This is a genomic window from Bradyrhizobium sp. MI1.10, assembly GCF_055811035.1.
The window spans coordinates 122,356-146,082 of sequence record NZ_JBVVPN010000012.1 but is presented as its reverse complement, the minus strand read 5'-3'; the positions used below and the strand labels follow the sequence as shown (position 1 = coordinate 146,082).

Annotated in this window: 18 protein-coding genes; 12 read left to right on the top strand and 6 right to left on the bottom strand. The window is 64.0% G+C overall.

What is annotated here, in order from left to right:
• The first annotated feature begins 260 nt into the window (after window positions 1-260).
• From AC0L3K_RS14985 to AC0L3K_RS14930, 12 genes are all read left to right on the top strand, one after another.
• A complete protein-coding gene (locus AC0L3K_RS14985; RefSeq protein ID WP_219682695.1) occupies window positions 261-1,862 on the top strand; it encodes an ABC transporter substrate-binding protein in 1,602 nt (533 codons plus the stop codon).
• Between the two features lie 115 nt (window positions 1,863-1,977).
• A complete protein-coding gene (locus tag AC0L3K_RS14980) occupies window positions 1,978-2,958 on the top strand; it encodes an ABC transporter permease (protein WP_007593842.1) in 981 nt (326 codons plus the stop codon).
• Entirely contained in the window at window positions 2,959-3,927 is a 969-nt protein-coding gene (locus AC0L3K_RS14975) for an ABC transporter permease (protein ID WP_007593845.1), read from the top strand. It begins immediately after the preceding gene.
• A 13-nt stretch (window positions 3,928-3,940) separates the two neighbouring features.
• Window positions 3,941-4,927 carry an ABC transporter ATP-binding protein gene (locus AC0L3K_RS14970; RefSeq protein WP_219682697.1) on the top strand — a complete coding sequence of 329 codons (987 nt, stop codon included), beginning with the start codon at window positions 3,941-3,943 and terminating at the stop codon, window positions 4,925-4,927.
• Complete coding sequence (locus tag AC0L3K_RS14965; protein WP_473366274.1) at window positions 4,924-5,913, top strand: ABC transporter ATP-binding protein; 990 nt, start codon at window positions 4,924-4,926, stop codon at window positions 5,911-5,913. Before AC0L3K_RS14970 ends, AC0L3K_RS14965 begins: the two co-directional genes overlap by 4 nt.
• Window positions 5,914-5,994: 81 nt before the next feature.
• Window positions 5,995-7,800 (top strand): gamma-glutamyltransferase family protein, encoded by a 1,806-nt coding sequence (locus AC0L3K_RS14960; protein WP_473366273.1) that lies wholly within the window; start codon window positions 5,995-5,997, stop codon window positions 7,798-7,800.
• A gap of 9 nt (window positions 7,801-7,809) precedes the next feature.
• A complete protein-coding gene (locus AC0L3K_RS14955; RefSeq protein ID WP_007593858.1) occupies window positions 7,810-8,520 on the top strand; it encodes a DUF1028 domain-containing protein in 711 nt (236 codons plus the stop codon).
• Window positions 8,517-9,506, top strand: a complete 990-nt coding sequence (locus AC0L3K_RS14950) for an ABC transporter ATP-binding protein (protein ID WP_473366272.1) — start codon at window positions 8,517-8,519, stop codon at window positions 9,504-9,506. The genes AC0L3K_RS14955 and AC0L3K_RS14950 overlap by 4 nt, the downstream gene beginning before the upstream one ends.
• Window positions 9,506-10,606 (top strand): ABC transporter ATP-binding protein, encoded by a 1,101-nt coding sequence (locus tag AC0L3K_RS14945; RefSeq protein WP_473366271.1) that lies wholly within the window; start codon window positions 9,506-9,508, stop codon window positions 10,604-10,606. The genes AC0L3K_RS14950 and AC0L3K_RS14945 overlap by 1 nt, the downstream gene beginning before the upstream one ends.
• 23 nt (window positions 10,607-10,629) lie before the next feature.
• Complete coding sequence (locus AC0L3K_RS14940; protein ID WP_007593861.1) at window positions 10,630-12,153, top strand: ABC transporter substrate-binding protein; 1,524 nt, start codon at window positions 10,630-10,632, stop codon at window positions 12,151-12,153.
• A gap of 31 nt (window positions 12,154-12,184) precedes the next feature.
• Complete coding sequence (locus AC0L3K_RS14935; RefSeq protein WP_007593862.1) at window positions 12,185-13,126, top strand: ABC transporter permease; 942 nt, start codon at window positions 12,185-12,187, stop codon at window positions 13,124-13,126.
• Window positions 13,127-13,130: 4 nt separating this feature from the next.
• Window positions 13,131-14,021 (top strand): ABC transporter permease, encoded by an 891-nt coding sequence (locus AC0L3K_RS14930; RefSeq protein WP_007593864.1) that lies wholly within the window; start codon window positions 13,131-13,133, stop codon window positions 14,019-14,021.
• Window positions 14,022-14,240: 219 nt separating this feature from the next.
• On the opposite strand, the gene cnbZ is transcribed toward AC0L3K_RS14930, so the two are convergent.
• The 6 genes from cnbZ to AC0L3K_RS14900 form a co-directional block, all read right to left on the bottom strand.
• Window positions 14,241-14,987 carry a 2-amino-5-chloromuconate deaminase CnbZ gene (gene cnbZ, locus AC0L3K_RS14925; RefSeq protein WP_219682703.1) on the bottom strand — a complete coding sequence of 249 codons (747 nt, stop codon included), beginning with the start codon at window positions 14,985-14,987 and terminating at the stop codon, window positions 14,241-14,243.
• A gap of 9 nt (window positions 14,988-14,996) precedes the next feature.
• Window positions 14,997-16,247 carry an adenylate/guanylate cyclase domain-containing protein gene (locus AC0L3K_RS14920; protein WP_007593875.1) on the bottom strand — a complete coding sequence of 417 codons (1,251 nt, stop codon included), beginning with the start codon at window positions 16,245-16,247 and terminating at the stop codon, window positions 14,997-14,999.
• Window positions 16,244-16,633: a response regulator gene (locus AC0L3K_RS14915; RefSeq protein ID WP_007593876.1), complete on the bottom strand. Its 390-nt coding sequence runs from the start codon at window positions 16,631-16,633 to the stop codon at window positions 16,244-16,246. The genes AC0L3K_RS14920 and AC0L3K_RS14915 overlap by 4 nt, the downstream gene beginning before the upstream one ends.
• Window positions 16,630-19,227 (bottom strand): ATP-binding protein, encoded by a 2,598-nt coding sequence (locus tag AC0L3K_RS14910; protein ID WP_473366270.1) that lies wholly within the window; start codon window positions 19,225-19,227, stop codon window positions 16,630-16,632. Before AC0L3K_RS14910 ends, AC0L3K_RS14915 begins: the two co-directional genes overlap by 4 nt.
• Window positions 19,228-19,361: 134 nt before the next feature.
• A complete protein-coding gene (locus tag AC0L3K_RS14905; protein WP_007593878.1) occupies window positions 19,362-22,457 on the bottom strand; it encodes a MexW/MexI family multidrug efflux RND transporter permease subunit in 3,096 nt (1,031 codons plus the stop codon).
• A 76-nt stretch (window positions 22,458-22,533) separates the two neighbouring features.
• Window positions 22,534-23,727 (bottom strand): efflux RND transporter periplasmic adaptor subunit, encoded by a 1,194-nt coding sequence (locus AC0L3K_RS14900; RefSeq protein WP_007593881.1) that lies wholly within the window; start codon window positions 23,725-23,727, stop codon window positions 22,534-22,536.

Here is a 23,727-nt window from a genome sequence, read left to right as displayed (position 1 = left end):
CGAGAAGGTGTGCAACGCAAGCGACCTGAGGGCGGTGGCAGCCACCGGCTTCCCCGATCGGCGGATATGGTCAATCAAAATCAGCCGCGTCCGCGCCCATCCACCCGTCAATGCCGGTCAGCATTGCTGCACAGCGGTGCAACTTGGCGCGTTCCTTGCTGGAATGGCGCTTGCACGGGTCGAGAACTCTGGGCAACATGGTTCGATCAGCCCCGCCGAACAATCAAAAATGACGGTGCGGGCGAGTGGAGAGGTCAAGAATGTCAGTCGGACGAAGTCTGTTTGCGGCGACGCTCGCCAGTATGCTTGCGTGGGCGGTCTCGCCGGCGTCGAGCCAGACGCTGCGCTACGCCAACCAGGGTGAGCTCAAGTCGCTCGACCCGTACACGCTGAACGAGTCCACCACCAGTGCGCATCTCGGTCATGTCTATGAGGGCCTGGTTGCCCGCGGCAAGGACCTGAAGATCGTCCCGGCACTCGCCGAAAGCTGGGAGACGCCGGAGCCGACACGCTGGCGCTTTCACCTCCGCAAGGACGTCAAATTCCACAACGGCGACCCGTTCACCGCGGACGACGTGGTGTTCTCGGCCGAGCGCGTGCGGGCGAAAGGTTCGAATTTCCAGAGCCGCGTTCCCGCCGATGCCAAGGTGGTCAAGATCGACGATTACACCGTCGATTTCGTCCTGACCTCGCCCAATCCCATCCTGACGGCGCTGTGGGCGACCTGGTACATCATGGACAAGAAATGGGCAGAGGCGAACGATGCGACGGCACCGACGCCTGCCGCCGCGACGACCCCGAGCTACGCCTCGCTCCATGAGAACGGCACCGGCGCCTTCACGATCGAAAGCCATCAGCCGGGCGTGAAGACCGTCTTCAAGGCCAATCCGAACTGGTGGCGCAAGCCGGAACATAATCTGAAGGAGATCGTCTTCACGCCGATCGCCAACCCGGCCACGCGTGTCGCAGCGCTGTTGTCCGGTGAGGTCGACGTGATCGAGCCGGTTCCGGTCCAGGATATCGAGCGCGTGAAAGCGAGTCCGAACGCCACCGTGCTGACGGGGCCCGAGCTCCGCACCATCTTCGTTGGCATGGATCAGGCGCGCGACGAGCTGTTGTACTCCAACGTCAAGGGCAAGAACCCGTTCAAGGACGTTCGCGTCCGCGAAGCTGTCTACCGGGCAATCGATATCGATTTGATCAAGAATCGCGTCATGCGCGGGCTCTCCACACCGTCCGCGCTGATGGTTGCTCCGGAGATCTTTTCGCTGTCGAAGGACTTCACCCGGCCGAAGCTCGATCCTGACGCCGCCAAGAAGCTCCTGGCGGATGCCGGCTATCCTGATGGTTTCGAGGTGACAATGGACTGCCCGAACGATCGCTACGTCAATGACGCCGCGATATGTCAGGCGGTCGTCGGCATGCTCGCCCGCATCAACATCAAGGTAGACCTGCTGGCGCAGCCGAAGGCCCAGTATTTCGCCAAGGTGCTGAAGCCCGGCGGCTACAAGACTTCGCTGTTCATGCTGGGCTGGACCCCGGATACGCTCGACTCCCATAACGTACTGCACGACATCATGGGCTGCCGGGACGATCCCAAGGATCCGAACCGCGGCGAAGCCAATCTCGCCGGCTATTGCAACAAGCAGTTCGACGAGCTCGCCGACAAGGTTCTCGTGGAACCCGATACGGGCAAGCGCGATCTCCTGATCAAGCAGGCCTTCGAGGTCTCGATGAAGGACTGGGCCTACGTCCCGCTGCACCAGCAGGCGCTCGCCTGGGGCGTCTCGAAGAAGGTGAAGTTGACCCAGCGTGCGGACAACATGGTCATGCTCTACTGGGCGACCAAGCAGGACGAGTAGGCGTCGACAAGTTGTGAAGTCCCGGAAGCCAATACTACCAAGACCTGGCTTCCGGGACTTGCTATTTCGGGCTAACGCAATGATGCGTGCCACTGAAGAAATGTGAAAGGAACAGATGCTCGCTTTCACACTGCGCCGGGCCATTCAGGCCATTGGTGTCATGATCGCCGTCGGGATCATCTCCTTCTCGATGTTTCGTTTCGCCGGCGATCCCGTGAACCAGATGGTCGGGATGGACACGTCGGGCGCCGAACGTGCCGCGATCCGCAAATCGCTCGGCCTCGACGATCCCGTGATCGTGCAGTTCGGCCGCTATATCGGCAACGCTGCGCAGTTCAAGTTCGGCGTCTCCTACCAATTCCGCCTGCCTGTCAGCAATCTTCTGATGGAGCGGATGCCCGCGACCCTGGAGCTCGCGATCTGCGCCACCATCTTCGCGATGCTCTGTGGCATCCTGATGGGCGTCTATTCGGCGCTTCGCCGCGACAGCTGGCTCACACACGCGTTCCAGGCGATCTCGCTGATCGGCATCTCGCTGCCGACCTTCCTGATCGGCATTCTCATGATCTACCTGTTCTCGGTGACGCTCGGCTGGCTGCCCTCGTTCGGGCGCGGCGACGTCGTGCATATCGGCTGGTGGACGACGGGTCTGCTGACGCTGTCCGGACTGAAGGCGCTGATCATGCCCTCGATCACGCTGGGCTTGTTCCAGATGACGCTGATCATGCGCCTGGTCCGCACCGAGATGCTCGAAGTCATGCGCACCGACTACATCCGCTTCGCCCGTGCCCGCGGCCTCACCACCCGCGCCATCCATTACGGACATGCGCTGCGCAACACGCTGATCCCCGTCATCACGGTGGCCGGCCTGCAATTTGGCTCGGTAATTGCATTTGCGATCATCACCGAGACCGTGTTCCAGTGGCCCGGCATGGGGTTGCTGTTCGTGCAGGCCGTGCAGAATGTCGATATCCCGATCATGGCCGCCTATCTGATGATGGTGTCCCTGATCTTCGTCACCATCAATCTCGTGGTTGATATCCTCTACACCATCGTCGATCCGCGGCTGCGCTCGACGATCAGCCGGGCACATTGAATGAGCGAAGCCGTCGTCCCGCACAAGGTCGAAGAACGCGGCCCGCGCGCCGACGCGCCGGGTTGGTTCAAACGCGCGCTCGACAGCGACCTGTTCTATTCATTTCGCCGCTCCAAGATCACCATGGTCGCAGCGGCGGTGACGCTGCTGTTCTTCCTGGTCGCGATCCTCGCCTCGGTGCTGTCGGTCCAGAATCCCTTCGACCCGGCGCAGCTCCAGCTGATGAACTCGCGCATTTCGCCATTATGGACCTCCGACGGCCAGAGCCCGTTCCTGCTCGGCACCGACGAACAAGGCCGGGACGTATTGTCCGCGATCCTTTACGGCATGCGCATCTCGCTTCTCGTCGGCGTGCTCGGCGTCGTCTTCTCCGGCGCGATCGGCATCCTGCTCGGGCTGACGGCCGGCTATTTCGGCGGTGCCGTCGACGGGCTGATCATGCGCATCGCCGACGTGCAGCTTTCATTTCCGGCGATCCTGATCGCGCTGCTGATCAACGGCATCGCCAAATCGGTCTTCGGCAACAAGCTCGACGAGATGAGCATGCTGGCTGTCCTGGTCTTCGCGATCGGGTTGAGCTTTTGGGTGCAATATGCCCGCACCGTGCGCGGCTCCGTCATGGTCGAGAAGAACAAGGACTATGTCGCCGCCGCCCAGCTCATTGGCCTGCCCGCCCCGGTGATCATGTTGCGCCACGTGCTGCCGAACACGATGGGGCCGATTCTCGTCATCGCCACCATCAATCTCGCGCTCGCTATCATCACCGAGGCGACGCTGTCGTTCCTCGGCTCGGGGATGCCCGAGACCATGCCATCGCTGGGCACGCTGATCCGCATCGGCAACAACTATCTGTTCGCGGGCGAATGGTGGATCGTCGCCTTCCCTGGAATCGCACTCGCGGCGCTGATCCTGTCGATCAATCTGCTCGGCGACTGGCTGCGTGACGCGCTTAACCCGAAACTCCGATGAGTATGCAGCGTTCATGACCGAGCCCGTTCTCTCCGTTCGTAATCTTCAGGTCGAGTTCGCCTCCCGCCGGGGCACGCTGCGCGCGATCGATAGTGTCTCCTTCGACATCGCCAAAGGCGAGGTGCTCGGTGTTGTCGGCGAGTCCGGCGCCGGCAAATCGGTCACCGGACTCGCGGTCATTGGCCTGATCGATTCCCCTGGCCGCATCTCGGGCGGCGAGATCCGCCTCTCCGGCCTGCGCATCGACAATCTGCCGCCGGAAGAGATGCGCCGCGTGCGCGGAAAACGTATCGGCATGATCTTCCAGGACCCCCTCACCTCGCTCAATCCGCTGTACAAGATCGGCGACCAGCTCATCGAGACGATCAGAACCCATCTGAACCTGTCCGAGACCGCCGCCCGCCGGCGAGCCATCGACCTGCTCGCCGAAGTCGGTATTCCGGCTCCGGAAAAGCGCATCGACGGCTATCCGCACGAATTCTCCGGCGGCATGCGCCAGCGCGTTGTGATTGCGCTCGCGATCTGCGCCGAACCGGAGCTGATCATCGCCGACGAGCCGACCACCGCGCTCGACGTCTCCGTACAGGCGCAGATCATCTCGCTGATCAAGCGTCTCGGCCGCGACCACGGCACCGCGGTGATGCTGGTGACCCACGACATGGGCGTGATCGCCGAGACCTCCGACCGGGTCGCGGTGATGTATGCCGGCCGAGTCGCCGAGATCGGTCCGGTGCAGGACGTGGTCAGGAACCCGCTGCACCCCTACGCCAAGGGCCTGATGGGCGCGATCCCGACCCTTGCCGGCGACGACAAGCGTCTGGTGCAGATCCCCGGCTCCATGCCGCGCCTGTCGGCAATCCCGCGCGGCTGTTCGTTCAATCCGCGCTGCGCATTCGCATTCGACCGATGTCGCGTGGAGAGGCCGGAGCCGCTGCCGCGCGGCGCGCAATCGGTCGCCTGCCACCTCTATGACAGCGTGCCGGCGGAGAGCGCGGCATGAGCACTCCCTTCGTCCAGGCCACGAATCTGCGCCGCGTCTTCGACGTCTCGAAGCCCTGGCTCAACCGCATGCTCGAAGGCGGGCAGCTCGAATATCTCAAGGCCGTCGACGGCGTCACCTTCGACATCAGGAAGGGCGAGACCTTTGCACTGGTCGGCGAATCCGGCTCGGGCAAGACTACGGTAGCGCGGATGGTCGTCGGCTTGCTGCCGCCAAGCTCCGGCAACGTCTTGATCGACGGCATCTCGATGACCGATCCGCGGCAGGCCCAGGCGCGGCGGAAACTGCGCCGCCGCATCCAAATGATCTTCCAGGATCCTTATGCGAGCCTGAACCCGCGCTTCCGGGTCGACGCCATCATCTCCGAGCCGATCCGCGCTTTCGACCTGATCGAGGGCGAGCGCGACATCCAGGCGCGCGTCGGAGAGCTTCTCACCCTCGTCGGCCTGCATCCCGACGACAGGTTGAAATTTCCGCACGAATTCTCAGGCGGCCAGCGTCAGCGCATCGCGATCGCTCGCGCGCTCGCCTCCGACGCCGAGTTCATTGTCTGCGACGAGCCGACCTCCGCGCTCGACGTCTCCGTGCAGGCGCAGATCCTGAACCTGATGCGCGACCTCCAGGACAAGTTCGGCCTGACCTACATGTTCATCAGCCACAACCTCGCCGTGGTCCGCCACATGGCGAGCCGCGTCGGCGTGATGTATCTCGGCCGCATCGTCGAGATCGCGGAAGGGCGCGAGCTGTTCGCCCGTCCGCGCATGCCCTACACCAAGATGCTGCTCGGCGCCGTGCCCGATCTTGCCATGAGCGGCCGCCAGCGCATTCCCGTGAAGGGCGAGATCCCGAACCCGATCAATCCGCCGCCCGGGTGCGCCTTCAATCCGCGCTGCCCGCTGGCGTTCGATCTCTGCCGCAAGGAAGCACCTGAATTGAGCAACGGCGTCGCCTGCCACGCGGTCAACACCGCGCCGGTACCGGCGTGACGCGCGCGTGCCATGCAGCCTGCGCATTTGGCGGCGGCCCGGCCCTGTGATCAATTGCGCGCGCCGCAAATGAGGTAGTCCATGGCCAGCATCGTCAATCCCGATCCCTTCACGACGCGCCCCGAGATCGAAGGCACCTTCGGAGTCGTCGCGACCACGCACTGGATCGCGACTGCTATCGGCATGGCCATCCTGGAAAAGGGCGGCAATGCCTTTGACGCCGGCGTCGCCACCGCTTTCACGCTCCAGGTGGTCGAGCCGCATCTGAACGGCCCCGGCGGCGACGTTCCGATCATCGTGCACGACGTGAAGCGCGGCCGCACCGAGGTGATCTGCGGCCAGGGTCCGGCACCGGCCCGCGCCACCATCGCGCATTACAAGAGCGAAGGCCTCGACATGGTGCCTGGCACCGGCCTGCTCGCGGCCTGCGTCCCCGGCACCTTCGAATCCTGGATGATGCTGCTGCGTGACTACGGCACGATGCGCGTGCGCGACGTGCTGGAGCCCGCGATCTCCTATGCGCGCGACGGCTATCCACTGGTCGAGCGCGCCTGCGCCACGATCCAGACCGTCGAGCAATTATTCCGCAAGCACTGGCCGACATCGGCCGCCGTCTATCTCCCGAACGGCGAAGTGCCAAAGCCCGGCACGCTCTTTACCAACAAGACGCTTGCGACGACCTACGCACGAATCCTGAGCGAAGCCGAAAGTGGCGGCGGCGGCCGCGACGCGGAGATCGAGCGCGCACGCAAGGCGTGGTCGCAGGGTTTCGTCGCGGAAGCCATCGACAAATTCTGCCGGACGCAGGAGGTGATGGACGTCAGCGGCTCGCCGCACCGCGGCGTGCTGTCGGCCGATGACATGGCGCGCTGGCAACCGACGGTCGAGGCCCCGCTCACCTATGATTATGGCCGCTACACCGTCTGCAAGGCCGGGGTCTGGAGCCAGGGTCCGGTAACGCTGCAGCAGCTCGCGCTGCTGAAGGGCTTTGCGCTCGATGGGCTCGACCCGACCGGGCCGGAATTCATCCATCTCCAGATCGAATGCGCCAAGCTCGCCTTCGCCGACCGCGAAAAATTCTACGGCGATCCCAAGTTCAGCGAGATCCCGATCGGAACGCTGCTGTCGGATGCCTACAACAACGAGCGCCGCAAGCTCGTCACCGACGAGGCCTCGCTCGATCTCCGGCCCGGTGCGATCGAGGGCTTTGGCGGCGTGGTCAAGCTGCGCCGCGCCGAGGGCCAGCGCGAGGCTGTCGGCGCGCTCGGCGCCGGCGAGCCGACGGTGGGCCGCTTCGGCGAGGTGCGCGGCGACACCGTGCATTTCGACATCATCGACAAGGCCGGCAACATGGTGTCCTCGACGCCATCAGGCGGCTGGCTGCAATCCTCTCCGATCATTCCCGAGCTCGGCTTCTGCCTCGGCAGCCGCGCGCAGATGTTCGATCTGGAGGAGAACCAACCGAGTTCGCTCGCGCCCGGCAAGCGGCCGCGCACCACGCTGTCCCCCACCATGGCATTGCGCGACAGCGAGCCTTATCTCGCCTGGGGCTCGCCCGGAGGCGACCAGCAGGATCAGTGGATCACGCAGTTCTTCCTGCGGCACGTCCATTGCAATCTCAATCTCCAGGAGGCGATCGACGCCCCGGCCTGGCACTCCGAGCATTTCCCGATCTCGTTCTGGCCCCGCACCGCGCGCCCCGGCGTGCTCGTGGTCGAGAACCGCGTGCCGAAGGCGACGATCGCGAATCTTCGCGAACGCGGACATATCGTCGAGGTCGGACCGGACTGGTCGGAAGGCCGCCTCACCGCGGCCTCGCGCGTCGGTCCGCGTCGCCGCGCCGCCGCCAATCCACGCGGCATGCAGGGCTACGCCGCAGGGCGCTAAAGGCAGCACATGACCTGGTCGATCATCGCGCGCGATTCTGCTACCGGCCAGTTCGGCATCGCCGTTGCCACGCGCTTCTTCGCCGTCGGCGCGCGCGTGCCTTATATCGCCGCCGGCCTCGGCGCCATCGCGACGCAGGCCTTCGTCAATCCCTATTACGGCATCGACGGCGTCAAGCTTTTGCGCGAAGGCCTCAACGCACATGATGTTCTCGCCAGCCTGCTCGCAACCGATGACGGCCGCGAGAGCCGCCAGATCCACATCATGGACGCCAGCGGCGCGATCGCCGCGCATACCGGGCGCGATTGCGTCGACTGGTGCGGCCACATAGCCGGCAGCGGCTTCTCCATCGCCGGCAACATGCTTGCCGGCGCCGACGTGCTCGACGAGACCGCAAAAACCTATATCGCCAATGACAGCCTGCCCTTCCCGCGCCGCCTGCTCGCCGCGATGCGCGCGGGCGAGGCCGCCGGCGGCGACAAGCGCGGCAAGCAATCCGCTGCGCTCCTGATCCACGGCGAGGAGGAATGGCCGGCATTGGACCTGCGCGCCGACGATCATCCCGATCCGCTCGGTGAGCTCGAGCGGCTCGAACGGGTCAGCCACGAGCTCTGGGTACACTTCCGCGCCTCCATGCCGACGCGGCAGAACCCGGCCGGCAACACCGATCGCAGCGTCATCGACGCGAGCATCGCCGCAGCGCGCGCAAAACGATCATGAACTCGAGCCCCCTCATTGAGATCAAGGATCTGCGCATTCGTTTTCACGGCGACGACGGCCGCCTCACCTACGCGGTCGACGGTGTCGATCTCAGCGTCGCCAATGGCGCGACGCTCGGCCTCGTCGGCGAATCCGGTTGCGGCAAGAGCGTGACGTCGCTGGCGATCATGGGCCTGCTGCCGAAACAGAGCGCAGAGATCTCGGGCGCGATCCGCTTCGACGGTTTCGACCTGCTTAGGACGTCGGACCAGACGCTGCGCGACCTCCGCGGCAACCGGCTCGCGATGATCTTTCAGGAGCCGATGACTTCGCTCAATCCGAGCTTCACCATCGGCGACCAGATCGTCGAGACGATTCTGCGCCACCGCGGCGGTTCGCGCAGGAGTGCGCGCGAGCGGGCGATCGATCTGTTGCGTCGCGTCCACATCCCCTCGCCCGAGCGGCGGATCGACGAATATCCGCACAAGCTCTCCGGCGGCATGCGCCAGCGCGTCATGATCGCGATGGCGCTGGCCTGCGACCCGCGGCTGCTGATCGCGGACGAGCCGACTACCGCGCTCGATGTCACCCTGCAGGCGCAGATCCTGGAGCTGATGCGCGAGTTGAAGGCGGCGAGCGGCGCCGCCATCATCCTGATCACCCACGATCTGGGCGTCGTCGCCGAAGTCTGCGACGAGGTCGCGGTGATGTATGCCGGCGAGATCGTCGAGCGCGCGCCGGTGGACGAGCTGTTCTCAGCGCCGCAGCATCCCTACACCGTCGGCCTGCTCGGCTCGATCCCGCGGCTCGACCATCGCGCCGAACAGCTCGCCACGATCGAGGGCATGGTTCCGAACATGGCGCAGCCGCCCGCCGGCTGCCGTTTCGCCGCGCGCTGCCCCTTCGTGCTGGACGCCTGCACCAAGGCGCCGCCGCGGCTGGTCGAAATCAGTCCCGGCCACCTCTCGCGCTGCATCCGCGCGCCGCTCGAACGTCTGGTGTCGTGATGGCGCTGCTCAAGGTCGATGGCCTGGTCAAGCATTTCGTCGCCGAGCGTTCGCTGTTTGGAAGGGCGCTGGCGCATGTCAAAGCCGTTGATGGCGTTTCCTTCTCGCTCGATGCCGGCAAGACGCTGGCGCTGGTGGGTGAGTCCGGCTGCGGCAAATCCACCGTCAGCCGCCTGGTGCTGCGGCTGATCGAGCCGGATGCAGGCACGATCCATTTCGAAGGCCGCGATCTGCTCTCGCTCGACGCCGGCGCGCTGCGCGCCTTTCGCCGCGAGGCGCAGATCATCTTCCAGGATCCCTACGCCTCGCTCAATCCGCGCATGACCGTCGGCCAGATCCTGACCGAGCCGCTGGCGCTGCACAACCTGGTGCCGCCCGCCCGGCGCCGCGAACGCGTCGAGGAGATCCTGCGGCTGGTCGGGCTGGAGCCGCGGCTGGCGCGGCGTTACCCGCACGAATTCTCCGGCGGCCAGCGCCAGCGCATCGCCATCGCCCGCGCGCTCGCGGTCGAGCCGAAACTGATCATCTGCGATGAGCCGGTTTCGGCGCTCGACGTCTCGATCCGCTCGCAGATTCTCAATCTGCTGCGCGAGCTCCAGGACCGGCTTGGGCTGGCCTACATTTTCGTCTCGCATGACCTCGCCGTGGTCAAGCACATCGCCGACCACGTGGCGGTGATGAATCTCGGCCAGATCGTCGAGACGGCGGCGGCGGACGCACTGTTTGCCGCGCCCCGCCATCCCTATAGCCGGGCCCTAATGTCCGCGATTCCCGTGCCTAAACCGCGGGCAAAGCGCAGCCGGATTGTGCTGCAGGGAGAGATCCCCAGCGCGCTCAATCCGCCGCCGGGATGCCGCTTCCACACCCGCTGCCCCTACGTGGTCGACCGTTGCCGCAGCGAAATGCCTCAGCTCGTGCAGGATGGCATCGGACATGCAACGGCATGCCACCGAACGTCGGAACTGCCGTCGTCCGAAGCAATCGTCCCAACGGACGGCGGCTTCTCCCCGGTTCTCGAAAAATTGGTCGCCGCCTTTAGCGGCGGCCCGGAAGCAGTCCGCGGCAGCGGGGTTAGTTCATCGGGGACGAACCCGGCATAGCCGTAAAACAGAGGTTGAGAGCGATGAGTCCTATGCGTTTGGCACTCCTGGCGTCGGCATTGCTGACGTCGCTCGTAGGCGCGGCCCAACTCCAGGCCCAGGCCCAGACCACGCTTCGCATCGGCATCGGCGAAGACCCTGATATCCTCGACCCCAGCATCGGCCGTACCTATGTCGGGCGCATCGTATTCTCCGCCTTCTGCGACAAGCTGTTCGACATCGACGAGAAGCTCAACATCGTGCCGCAGCTCGCGTTGTCCCATGAGACCTCGGCCGACGGCAAGGAGATGACGATCAAGCTCCGGCCGAACGTGAAATTCCACGACGGCGAACCGCTCGACGCGGAAGCGGCAAAATTCTCGATCGAGCGTCACATGACGCTGCCGGGTTCGTTCCGCAAGTCCGAGCTCGCCAGCGTCGACCATGTCGAGGTGGTCGATCCCCTGACTATCAAGCTGGTGCTCAAGACGCCTTACTCCCCGTTGATCGCCCAGCTGACCGACCGCTCCGGCATGATGGTGTCGCCGAAGGCCGCCAAGGAGGCCGGCGACAAGTTCGGCCTGCATCCGGTCTGCGCCGGTCCCTACAAATTCGTCGAGCGCGTGCAGCAGGACCGCATGGTGTTCGAGAGATTCGCCGATTACTGGAACAAGGACAACATCCATATCGACCGCGTGGTGTTCCTGCCGATCGTGGATGCCACGGTGCGCCTTGCCAACCTGAAGTCCGGCGGGCTCGATCTGATCGAGCGCGTGCTCGCCACCGACATCAAGGACGTCCGCGCCGACCCCAAGCTCGTGCTGTCAACGGCGCCTGAGCTGGGCTATCTCGGCCTGACCATCAATATTGGCAATGACAAGGCCAAGGGGCCGCTGAGCCAATCGGCGAAAGTCCGTCAGGCGCTCGATCTGTCGATCGATCGCGAGGCGATCAACCAGGTCGTGTTCAACGGCGAGTTCACCCCCGGCAATCAATGGGTCAGCCCGACGCATCCCTATTACCAGAAGGCATTCCCCCTTCATGGTCGCGACATCGCTAAAGCGAAGGCGCTGTTGAAGGAGGCTGGCGTCAGCCTGCCCGTCACGGTCGACTACATGGTGCCGAAGGGGACCGAGTACGAGGCCGTCGCTCAGGTCGTGCAGTCCATGGCGGCCGAAGCAGGTTTCGACATCAAGGTCCGCGTCGTCGAATTCGCGACCACCTTCAAGCAGGCCCAGGCCGGCGAGTTCCAGATCTTCCAGATCAACTGGAGCGGTCGCATCGATCCCGACGGCAACTCCTATATCTTCATGCGCAGCAAGGCACCGCAGAACGATGGCGTCTATTCGAATCCGGAGGCCGACAAGCTGATGGAAGAAGGAAGGCTGACCGCCAATGTCGCGGAGCGCAAAGCGATCTACGAGAAGATGACCAAGATCCTGCTCGACGATTTGCCGATCATCTACATCTACCACCGCACGCTTCTGATTGCGCACACGACCAAGCTCCAGGGATACAGGCAGATGCCCGACGGGCTGGTGCGCGTGGTCGGGCTGAAGTTCAAGTGAGCGTGGCTTCGCCCGACAACCGGCCGGCGCCATGCTGAACTTCCTCGCCCGCCGCATTGTGCAGATCGTGCCGACACTGTTCTTCGTGTCGCTGCTGATCTTCTCGCTCCAGCAATTGCTGCCGGGGGATCCCGCGCTGGTGATGGCCGGCGAGGAGCGCGATCCCGCGGCAATCGAACAGATCCGCCATCAATACCGGCTCGATCAGCCGATCCCCGTACAGTACGTCTATTGGCTTAAGGGCGTTCTATCAGGCAATTTCGGTGAATCGCTGCGCAACAAGATGCCGGTACGCGAGCTGATCGCGCAGAAGCTGCCGGTGACGCTCCAGCTCGGCTCGATGGCAATGTTGATCGCGCTCCTGATCGGCATTCCCGCCGGCATCGTCTCCGCCGTGAAAAGGGGCACCGTCTGGGACTATGGCGCCAATTTGTTCGCGCTGTGGGGCATCTCGACGCCGAATTTCTGGCTCGGCATCATGCTGATCTTCCTGTTCTCGATCGAGCTCGGCTGGCTGCCGGCGTCCGGCTACGTGCCGCTGACCGAGAACTGGCGCGCGAGCCTCGCCGCCACCATCATGCCGGCCTTCGTGCTCGGCAACGCGATTTCCGCGGTCCTGATGCGGCACACCCGGAGCGCCATGCTGCAGGTGCTGGAAAGCGACTATGTCCGCACCGCGCGCGCCAAGGGATTGTCCGAACGCTCGGTCATCCTCAAGCACGCCATGCGCAACGCACTCACGCCGATCATCACACTCGGCGCGCTCGAGCTCGGCACGCTGTTGTCGGGGGCGGTTCTGACCGAGCAGATCTTCTCCATTCCCGGCTTCGGCAAACTGATCGTGGACGCCGTATTCAACCGCGACTACGCGGTCGTACAGGGCGTCGTGCTGGTGACGGCGACGGTCTACATTACCCTCAATCTCGTTGCCGATGTCGCCTACATCCTCGTCAATCCGCGGCTGCGGGGCTAGACTCATGACCGATGCCGCCCTGCCCGCCGCCGCTCCTATCGCGCAAGCTGACGAGCTGGACAGCCCGGCGCGTCGCGCCCGGCGGCGCTTGTTCAAACGCAAGGCCGCAGTATTCGGACTTGTCATGATCACCTTGTTCGTCGGCTTCGCGCTGCTCGCGCCGTTCGTCGTGCCCTACGATCCGATCGCGACGAGCTGGGGCCTCGTCCGCAAGCCGCCCACCGCGGCACACTGGTTCGGCACCGACGAACTCGGTCGCGACATCCTGAGCCGCGTCGTCTACGGCGCGCGCGCGTCCCTGCTCGCGGGCCTCATCTCGGTCGCGATCGCGCTGGGCGTCGGCGTTCCGCTCGGCCTGCTCGCCGGCTATCGCGGCGGCTTCGTCGATGCGCTGATCAGCCGGATGACCGACGCGATGCTGGCCTGCCCATTCCTGATCCTGGCGATCGCGCTCGCCGCATTCCTCGGTCCGAGCCTCGGCAATGCCATGATCGCGATCGGCATCTCGGCAACCCCGATCTTCATCCGCCTGACCCGCGGCCAGGTGTTGAACGTCAAGGCCGAGGACTATGTCGAGGCGGCGCGCGCGCTCGGCAACCCGCCGTGGCGGATCGCGTTTTCGCACATCCTGCCGAACATCCTGCCGGCGCTGCTGGTGCAGGCGACGCTATCGATTGCCGCCGCCATCATCGCCGAAGCCGCGCTGTCCTTCCTTGGCCTTGGCCAGCAGCCGCCGGCGCCGTCCTGGGGCAGCATGCTCAACGCAGCGCAGCGTTTCCTGACCCAGGCGCCCTGGATGGCGATCTGGCCGGGGCTTGCGATCTTCCTCGTGGTGCTGTCGCTGAACCTGCTCGGCGACGGCCTACGTGACGCGCTCGATCCAAGGCAGCGTTAGAGCGGAATGAGAATAGGTTGAATTAAGCGGCCCCGGGCTTGGTGCACCTCTCCCGCTTGCGGGAGAGGCCGGCGCAATGCGCCGGGTGAGGGCTCTCTCCTCTTGGGGGTTCTCGATTGCGGAAATACCCTCTCCCCAACCCCTCCCCCGCAAGCGGGGGAGGGAGCACACCTCCCCCGTTGCAGCAAACGAGCCTGATCTCACCGGTCCTTAGTCTAGCTAGATCACGACCTCGCGCATCACACGGCGGCAATCCATCTCGTATTCGAGATCGACCACCGGCGGCCGGGCATAGTGCCAGGTCAGGCCGGACCGCAACGCCCCGCGGCGGACGAGCTCGTCGACCAGCGTGTGGTGGAAGTCGTGCACGGAATAGGCCTGCACGCCGGTCGTGTCCTTCCAACCGAAGCCGAAGGCCGTCATCCTGTTCTCCATCTGGGACGTCGTCGTGAAGCGCACCTTCTCGCGAAGGCCTTCCAAGCTGAGGTCGCGGTAGCGCACGGTGCGCTCGACATAGGTCCCACTGCCCTCGCGCGCCTCGGCGCCGCCGGAAATCACGAAGCTCGGCGTCTTCGAGCCTGTCGGCCGCGTGAAGGAGAACGCATAGAATGACGGCTTGGCCGGTGGATCGATCTCGGGACAGACATTGCTGCGCGCGACCGGATTGGTGGTGCCGTCGAAGATGCCCCATTCGGACAGCGTCTTCACATAGTGCAGGTTGAACGCGCGAAAGCCTTCCTCGCTGAAGGCCGCGGGCGAGCGCAGTTCGCAGGCGCAGAACGCCGTCAGCGGCCGCCCCGCCGCCTGAATATACTTCGCGGCAAGCGCAAACCCTTCCGCGAGCGGCACCAGCCGGTCGAAGCGGACGCGCTCGATCTCATAGCCATCGTCTGCGGCCGCACCGGCCGAGTACTGGAATACGGACGGAATGAAACGGTAGTTTCCGGCGCTAAATTCACCAACCATGTCGGACTCCTATTCCAGTTGCATGCGAATGCCCTTGTCGCCGTTAAGCAGGCGCTTCAGGTGAAAGCCGGCCAGGGAATCGTCGGCATGCATGCCGACGAGTGCGGCGAAGGCCGGCATGGCGGCGGCATCACCGGCCTCCATCTTGGCAAAAGCCTTGGAATACAGCGCCGTTTCCGGCGCAGCGAATTGGGCCGGAGCCAGCGGCTCGAACGCGCGCAACGGTTCGCTGCGTCCACGCAGCATCAGCTCGCCGACGGGACGACCTCGAAAATTCTCAGCCGTCTCGGCGATGCCGTCACTGACGCAAATCCGCGTGCCCAGATGCTTGTTCGCGGCTTCCAGCCGTGCCGCGATGTTGATGGAATCTCCATACGCGGTGTAGTCGAAAAACCGGTTGCCGCCAAAATTTCCGACCAGTGCCGGCCCGGCGTGGATGCCGATACGGGTGGTGCCGAAATTCACGCCTCTCACCTTCCAGCGCGCGGAAAAATCCTCGGCCCAGGCGTCGAGATCATGTGCGCAGGCGACCGCGCGGGTCGCATAATCGGGCTGATCGCCGGGTGCGTTGAAGAGCACCTGGATCGCATCGCCGATGATCTTGGCGACAGTCCCCTCGTGCGCGAAGACGACCTCGGTCATGCCGCCGACATACTCGTTGAGAAGCGCGCCCAGCGTCTCCGGAGGCGCACTCTCGACCAGCGAGGTGAAGCCGGTAATGTCCGTGAAGATGGTCGCGACATCGCGCCACTGCACTTCGATTCCCTCGCTCTCACCGCTGGCCGCCAGACGCTTGGCGAGCTCGGGCGAGAAATGACGCGAGAGCGCGGCATGGGCGCGCTCCGCCTCCGCCTGGCGGCCTCGCACCTCACGCAGCATTTCGATGTGGCGGATGGTCTTCTGGATCGTCATCTCGAGGTCGGCGAAGTCGATCGGTTTGGTCAGGAAGTCGAACGCACCGCGGTTCATCGCAGTGCGGATATTGCTCATGTCGCCATAGGCAGACACGATGATGGTGGACTTCTTGTCTTCGGCTTCCTGGAGTTTCGCCAGCAGAGACAGCCCGTCCATCCTGGGCATGTTGATGTCGGAGACCACCATGTCGACATGGGGGTTCTGCTCGAGCGACTGCAGCGCTTCGAGGCCGTCGCGCGCGAACATGATGGTCACCGACCCATCGCGAATCTGCCTGCGGAATTTTTGCAGGACCAACGCCTCGAGATCCGGCTCGTCGTCGACGAAGAGGATGGTCGCGGTCATGCGGCTTGCCCGAGCCTCGTGTCGATTTCCTGCCGCAGCAGCGCGAAATCGATCGGCTTGGTGAGAAGTCCGACTGCGCCGCGCTCGATAGCCTTCCGGCGCGTCTCGGCGTCGCCATAGGCGGTGATCATGATGACGGGAACGTCCGGATGCGCAAGACGCACCTTCGGCAGCATGTCGAGTCCGCTCATGCCGGGCATGTTGATGTCGGACAGGATCAGGATCAACGACGGATCGCGAACCTCGGCAGCGAGCTTCAGCGCATCGGGCGCGGACGGCGCGAATTCCATCTGGAAGCGGCCGGCGCGCAAATCGCGCCGGAACTGCTGCCGGAACAGCGCCTCGACGTCGGGCTCGTCATCGACGACCAGGATGTAAACGTTCAAGTCTTGCCTCCGGAAGTGTCGCCCGCCGCCATCATGCGCGGCAGGGCGATGATGAACTCGGTGAATACGCCGGGCTCGGTGTTCACGTCGATCGTGCCGCCGTGCTGATTCACGACGATGTCATGGCTCATGGAAAGGCCAAGGCCGGTGCCCTCGCCGGCCGGCTTGGTGGTGAAGAAGGGATTGAACATCTTCTCCTTCACATCGGAAGGGATCCCGGTGCCGTTGTCGCGAATGCGGATCTCGACCCTCTCGCCGAGAGTTTTGGTAGCCGCGCGTAGCGTGGGCTCGAAGGCGCCTGCGTCGCTCTCCTTGCGCTTGGCGGTGGCGTAGAAGCCGTTCGAGATCAGATTGAGGAAGACGCGCGTGATTTCCTGCGGATAGATATCGACCATGCCTGCGGCGGGGTCGAAGCCGCGCTCGATCGTGACATTGAAGCCGGGCCGTTCGGCACGTGCGCCGTGATAGGCGAGATTAAGGCTCTCCTCCAGGATCGCATTGATATCGCTGGGGCGATGCTCGCCGGAGCCCTCGCGCGAATGCAGCAGCATGTTCCTGACGATGGAATCGGCGCGCTTGCCATGCTGCACCACTTTTTCGAGGTTGCTCTTGAGCATGCCGGTCAGCTCCTCGACCTCCTCCTTCGTCTTGCCGTCGAGCGAGGCCGCTTGCAAGGCCTCGTTGAGCTCGTCGATCAGCTCGGTCGACACCGCCGAGAAATTGTTGACGAAATTGAGCGGATTCTTGATCTCGTGCGCGATCCCCGCCGTGAGCTGGCCGAGGGACGCGAGCTTCTCGGTCTGGATCAGGCGGTCCTGCGCGGTACGAAGATCGTCGAGGGATTGCGACAGCTCCGTCGTACGCTTGCGCAACTCGTTCAGAAGCCGCGTATTCTCGATTGCGATGACGGCTTGCTTCGTGAAGTTCTCAACCAACGCGATTTGCTTGTCGGTGAACGGCCGGACCTCTTTGCGATAGACCGCGACGGTTCCGATCAGCTCGCTGTCCCTCATCATGGGCACGATGACGATCGTGCGGGCGCCGGCGACGTCGGAGATTCCACGAATGGTCGGCCCCCCGGCAAGATACGCCGGAGTTTGTTGCACATCGTGCACGTGAACAACCTGACGTGTCCTGACGACCTCAGCAAGCGCGCTCTCCGGATGCGGACGGATTGCCATATCTTTCCGCGAAGCCGCGAACGCGGGCGGCACATTGTAATCCGCAGCAATCGTGAAACTCTCGCCGTCCCACAAATTCATCACGCCGAAACTCGCGCCACAGACGCGTGTGGCATTCTCGAGCATCTTGTGGAACACCGGCGCGAGTTCGCCCGGAGACGAGCTGATGACCTGCAACACTTCCGACGTAGCCGTTTGTTGCTCGAGCGACTCGGTCAACTCGGCCGTTCTCACCTCGACCTTCTTCTCCAGGTCCGCATAGGATTCCTGCAGACGCTCGCCCATGTCGTTGAACTGGTCCGCGAGCCCCTCCAGCTCGTCTCCGGTTCGGATCGAGATGCGCTGGGAGAAATCGCCGCTGCCGATGCGCTCGGCGCCGCGCCGCAGCGCCTGGATCGGCCCGACCATGCGGCGCGCCAGGAATATCCCGGCAAGCACCGCGAAGATCGACGCCGCGAGCAGCACGAATGCAAGCCGTTCCAACGCGGCATAGAGCGCCGCATAGGCTTCCTCGACCGGGAGCTCGACGAACATGGTCCAGTGCAGCGGCGCAATCGGCGCCGACGCGGTCAGCACCTTCTGTCCTTGGAGATTGCGCGCTTCGGAAAGCGCGTCGAATGCGGCGCTGCCTCCGAGAAGCGCGGCACGCACCTGGGTGAGACCTGACATGTCGGTGTTGCGCAGGACCAGGCTGATATCGGGGTGCGCGATCAGGCGTCCCTCCGGACCGACCACGTAGGCGTGTCCGTGCTCGCCGACCTTGATCTGGGATACCACGTCCCAGATCAGCTTGAGATTGACCTCCGCGATACTGACGCCGGCATCCTTGCGCGACCCGGCCTGCGCCAGGGTCATGTACGGCTCGGATTCCCTGCGGAAATAGACCGGACCGTAAAAAACCTTGTGCGCGACCGCCTCGGTGAACTTCGGATCGTCCGACAGGTCGATGCCGCTGTCGATCGCGTCCATGGCGAGCCGCGAGACCCGCAGCCGCTCCCTGCCGGTCGCATCGACCTGGGCGAGCTCGGTAACCGCGGGGACCTGGCGCAGCAGCCGCAGCGCATCGAAGCGGCGCTGCTCGATCGAACCCGCCGACCAGGGCAGCTGCGTGGTCCAGCCGAGCTGGCTCTCGATCTCCTTGACGAACTGACCAATCTTGGCCGCGGCTGCCTCGGCCTGTTCATGCTGGACCCGGATCAGCGCGGCCTTGTGCTCGCGATAATAGAAGAGGACCTCGAACAGCCCGTTGGCCAGCAGCGCGATCGCGACGACAGCCACGAACAGCGCCACATATTTCGTGAAGAGCCGGCTCCTGATCCCCTGCCCTGGCGTCGTGCCCGACGCGACGGCAACCGGCGCCGCGCTTGGCAGCGTCCTGGCTTGCGGGGTGTCAGGGTGGAGGGAAAGGCTCATCCCGCCGAACCTAGCAAGAAGACGGGACCTTGTCTCTCGCGAGGGGGGAAAAGCTAGCCGAAGCAACCGGGGCAATAGAAAAAGGGCGGCAACGGATTAGCCGCTGCCGCCCTCGGGTTGGCTTACCTGCGGCCTCAGGTCGGCCGTAGCGCCTTGGAGCCAAGGTCGAGATCGTTGACCTGTTTGTTCCGCTCGGAATCGGCCGCCGCGCGATGGTCGGTTGCCAGCACCACGTAGACCGCCGGCAGCACGAACAGCGTGAACAGCGTGCCGATCGACATTCCGGCGACGACCACCAGACCGATCGAGAAGCGGCTCGCCGCGCCTGCGCCGGTCGCGGTCAGGAGCGGGATAAGGCCCGTCACCATCGCGGCCGTGGTCATCAGGATCGGCCTCAGACGAATGCGGGCCGACATTTCGATGGCGGAGCGGCGATCGAGCCGTTCGTTGATCTGGAGCTCGTTGGCGAACTCCACCATCAGGATGCCGTGCTTGGTGATCAGGCCCACCAAGGTCAGCAGGCCGACCTGGGTGTAGATGTTCATGGTCGCCACGCCGAAGAACAGCGGGATCAGCGCGCCAACGATCGCCATTGGCACCGAAATCATGATGACCAGCGGATCGCGCAAGCTCTCGAACTGCGCCGCCAGCACCAGGAAGATGATGATCAGCGCGAAGCCGAAGGTGATCGCGAGCTGGTTGCCTTCCTGCACATATTGCCTGCTGTCCGCGAGATAATCATGGCTGAAACCTTGCGGCAGGTTTTTGGCCTCGCTCTCGAGGAAGTCCACCGCCGCACCGACGGTCACGCCGGGCATCGGTACCGCTGAGAAGGTCGCCGAATTGAGCTGATTGTAATGTGTCAGCGAATTCGGCTCGGTCTTGGTCTCGATCGACACCACCGTCGACAGCGGAAGCTGCTGGCCGGTGTTGGTCGTCACGTAGTAGCCGGCGAGCGATTCCGGCGAGAGCCGCTGACCGCGCGGCACCTGCGGGATGACTTGATAGGAACGGCCCTCGAGGTTGAAGCGATTGATGTAGTTGCCGCCGAGCAGCACGGCGAGCGTGCTGCCGAGGTTCTGCATGTTGACGCCGAGATCCTGCGCCTTGGTGCGGTTGATCGTCACCTTCACGTTCGGCTGGTTGTAGGCAAGATCGCTGTCGGAAACGATGAACATTCCGCTCTTGCGGGCGGCAGCCTTCAGCTTCTCCATCTGTTCGTAGACAGTCTGGAAGCTGGCGGTGGAGTTGATCACCATCTGCACCGGCAGGCCGCCGGGGCCGCCCGGCAGCGGCGGCAGGTTGAACGCGAACGCCTGCACGCCCTCAATCTTGGAAAGCTCGGCCTGCACCAGCGACTTCAGCTGGATCGACGAACGCTTGCGGTCCTCCCACGGCTTCAGCAGCATGCCGGCGATACCGCCCTGCGGGCCGTTGATGCCGTTCAGCACGAAGCGCAGATCGGTCTCTGGGAATTTCTGGAATTCCTTGTCGAGCTTCTCGCCGTAAAAGTCGACGTAGTCGATGTTGGCGTATTTCGGCGCCTTGGTCACCGCGAACACGATGCCCTGGTCTTCTTCGGGCGCCAGCTCCTTCGACGTGTGCATGTAGAGGAAGCCGACGAGCCCGAGGATGGTCACCGCAAACAGGCCGGTGATGGCCTTGTAGTCGAGCGAGCGGTCGAGCCTGCGCCCATACCACCGCGTCAGCGCGCCAAACACCTTGTTAACCGCCTTGGCGAAGCGACCCTCTTCGGTGTTCTTCAGCAGCACCGAGCACATCATCGGCGACAGCGTCAGCGCGATCACGCCGGATACGATCACCGAGCCCGCAAGCGTGAAGGCGAATTCGCGGAATAGCGAGCCGGTCAGGCCGCCGAGGAAACCGATCGGCGCGTACACGGCGGCGAGCGTGATGGTCATCGAGACGACGGGACCCACGATTTCGCGCGCGCCTTCCAGCGATGCCTGGACTGGCGTTTTCCCTTCCTCCAGATGGCGATGGATGTTTTCGACCACGACGATGGCGTCGTCGACCACGAGTCCGATCGCGAGCACCATCGCAAGCAGGGTCAACAGGTTGAAGCTGAAGCCCAGCGCCAGCATCAGCGTGCAGACGCCGATCATCGACAGCGGGATGGTGACGACTGGAATGATCACCGAACGGAACGACGCCAGGAACAGGAAGATCACCACGATCACGATGATCACGGCTTCACCCAGCGTCTTCTCGACCTCGTCAATCGAGGATTGGATGAACTTGGTCGAATCGTAGGCGACCTTCATCTTCATCGAGGGCGGCAGATTGCGCTCCAGCTCGGGGAACAGCGCCCGCACGCCTTTGACCAGCGTCAACGGGTTGCCCTGCGGCGTTGCCTGCACACCGATGAAGATGGCGTGCTCGCCGTTGAAGGCGACGCTCGCGTCCGTGCTCTGGGCCGCAAGTTCGACGGTGGCGATGTCCTCCATCCGCACGAAGCCGCCGTCCTTGGCCTTGACGATCATCTTCTTGAACTGGTTGACGTCGGTCAGGCCCGTATTCGTCGATACGTTCGAGACGATGAGATAGCCCTTGGTTTGCCCCGCCGCTGACTGGAAGTTGTTGGCGGTGATCGCGGTCGCGACATCTGCGGGCGACACGTTGCGGCCCGCCATCTTCAGGGGATCAAGCCACAGCCGCATCGCAAAGGTCTGGCCGCCGAGAATGTCGGCGGAGGCCACGCCATCGACGGTCGACAGCACCGGTTGCACAACGCGCGTCAGATAGTCCGAGATCGCCGAGCCCGACAGCTCTTCGGAGGAGAACCCGAGATACATCACGGCCGTGGTCTGGCCCGTGGTCTTGGTGACGATCGGGTCGTTGGATTCCTTCGGGATCAAATATTTGACCGAGTTCGTCTTGGCCAGAACCTCGGTCAGCGCCTGGTTCGGATCGAAGTTCAGCTTGATGTAGACTTGGATCGTCGAGGTGCCGAGCACCGAGGACGAGGTGATGTAGTCGACACCTTCGGCGGAAGCGACCGCCTGCTCGATCGGCGTGGTGATGAAGCCCTGGATCAGGTCCGCGGACGCTCCCGGATAGACGGTCGTGATGTTGATGACCGTGTTCGACAGCTTCGGATATTGCCGGATCGGCAGGGTCGTCGCCGCGCGCAGGCCGATCAGCAAGATCAGCAGGCTGACGACGACCGACAGGACCGGGCGTTTGATGAAAATATCAGTAAAGCGCATCGCGGCGATCTCGATTTCTTTGACTTGCAAAACGCATGACCCGGCCGTGCCGGATCATGCTGCAACGTGTACGATGTCAGTAGCGCGGTGGCTGCGCCGGGATCTGCGGAGCCGGGTCGGTCGAAATCGACACCGCCGCGCCCGATTGCAGCTTGAGTTGGCCGACGGCGACGACCTTGTCGCCCGGCTTCACGCCCTTGACGATTTCGACGCGGCCTTCGACCCGGCTGCCGGTCTGCACGAAAGTGCGCACCGCGCTCAGGCTGGTCTTGCCGTCGGCTTCCTTCTTCTCGGTGATCACGAACACCGAGTCACCGTACAGCGTGTAGTCGACCGCCGTCTCCGGCACGGTGACCACGGCCGGCTTGTCCGGCAGCACCACGGTGGTGGTCACGAACATGCCGGGCTTCAGGATCTTCTCCGGATTGGAGATGGTCGCCTGCACGCGGATGTTGCGGGTGTCACTCGATATCTGCGGTTCGATCGTCGTGATCTTGGCGTCGAAGGTGCGGCCCGGATAGGCGTCGACCTTCAGCCGAACCGGCTGACCGACCTTGAGATTGCCCGAGTCCTTTTCCGTCACCGTGAAGTTGGCCCACAGCTCCGACAGATCCGTCAGCGAAACGATGGCCGTGCCGGCGGTCAGATACTGGCCGACCTCGACCTTGCGAACGCCGAGATCGCCGGCGAACGGCGCGCGGACCAGCTTCTGCGAGATCAACGCTTCGGTCTTGGCAATACCCGCCAGCGCCTGATCGTACGCGGCCTGCGCGGTGTCGACGGTTGCCTGCGGGCCGAACTGGCGCGACGCCAGTTGCTTGGCGCGGTCGAGCGACAGCTGCGCGACGGTGGACTGCGCCTTGTAGTTGGCGAGGTCGCCCTGCTCCGGCGCGTCGAACATCTGCACCAGCGGCGTGCCGGCCTCGACATGCGTGCCTGGCTCGAACTTGATCTCGGTGACGCGGCCGTTGACGTCGGCGCTGACGTCGACCTGGTGCACGGCGGACAACCCACCGACCGCGGTCAGCAGGTTCGGCACCACCTCGGACTTCGCCTCGGCGGCGCTGACCGCGACCGGCGGCGGCTTGTTGTTGGCGAAGAACTGCTTGATCATCTGGCCGCGGAAATAATTGAACCAGACGAGGCCACCGACGAGCACCGCCAGAAGCGCGCCGACGATGATGAACCAGAGCACCGGCCGGACCGGACGCTTGGGAGCCTTGTTGTCGATCGGTTCGCCCGAAATCTTGTGTTCGGTGACGATGTTCAT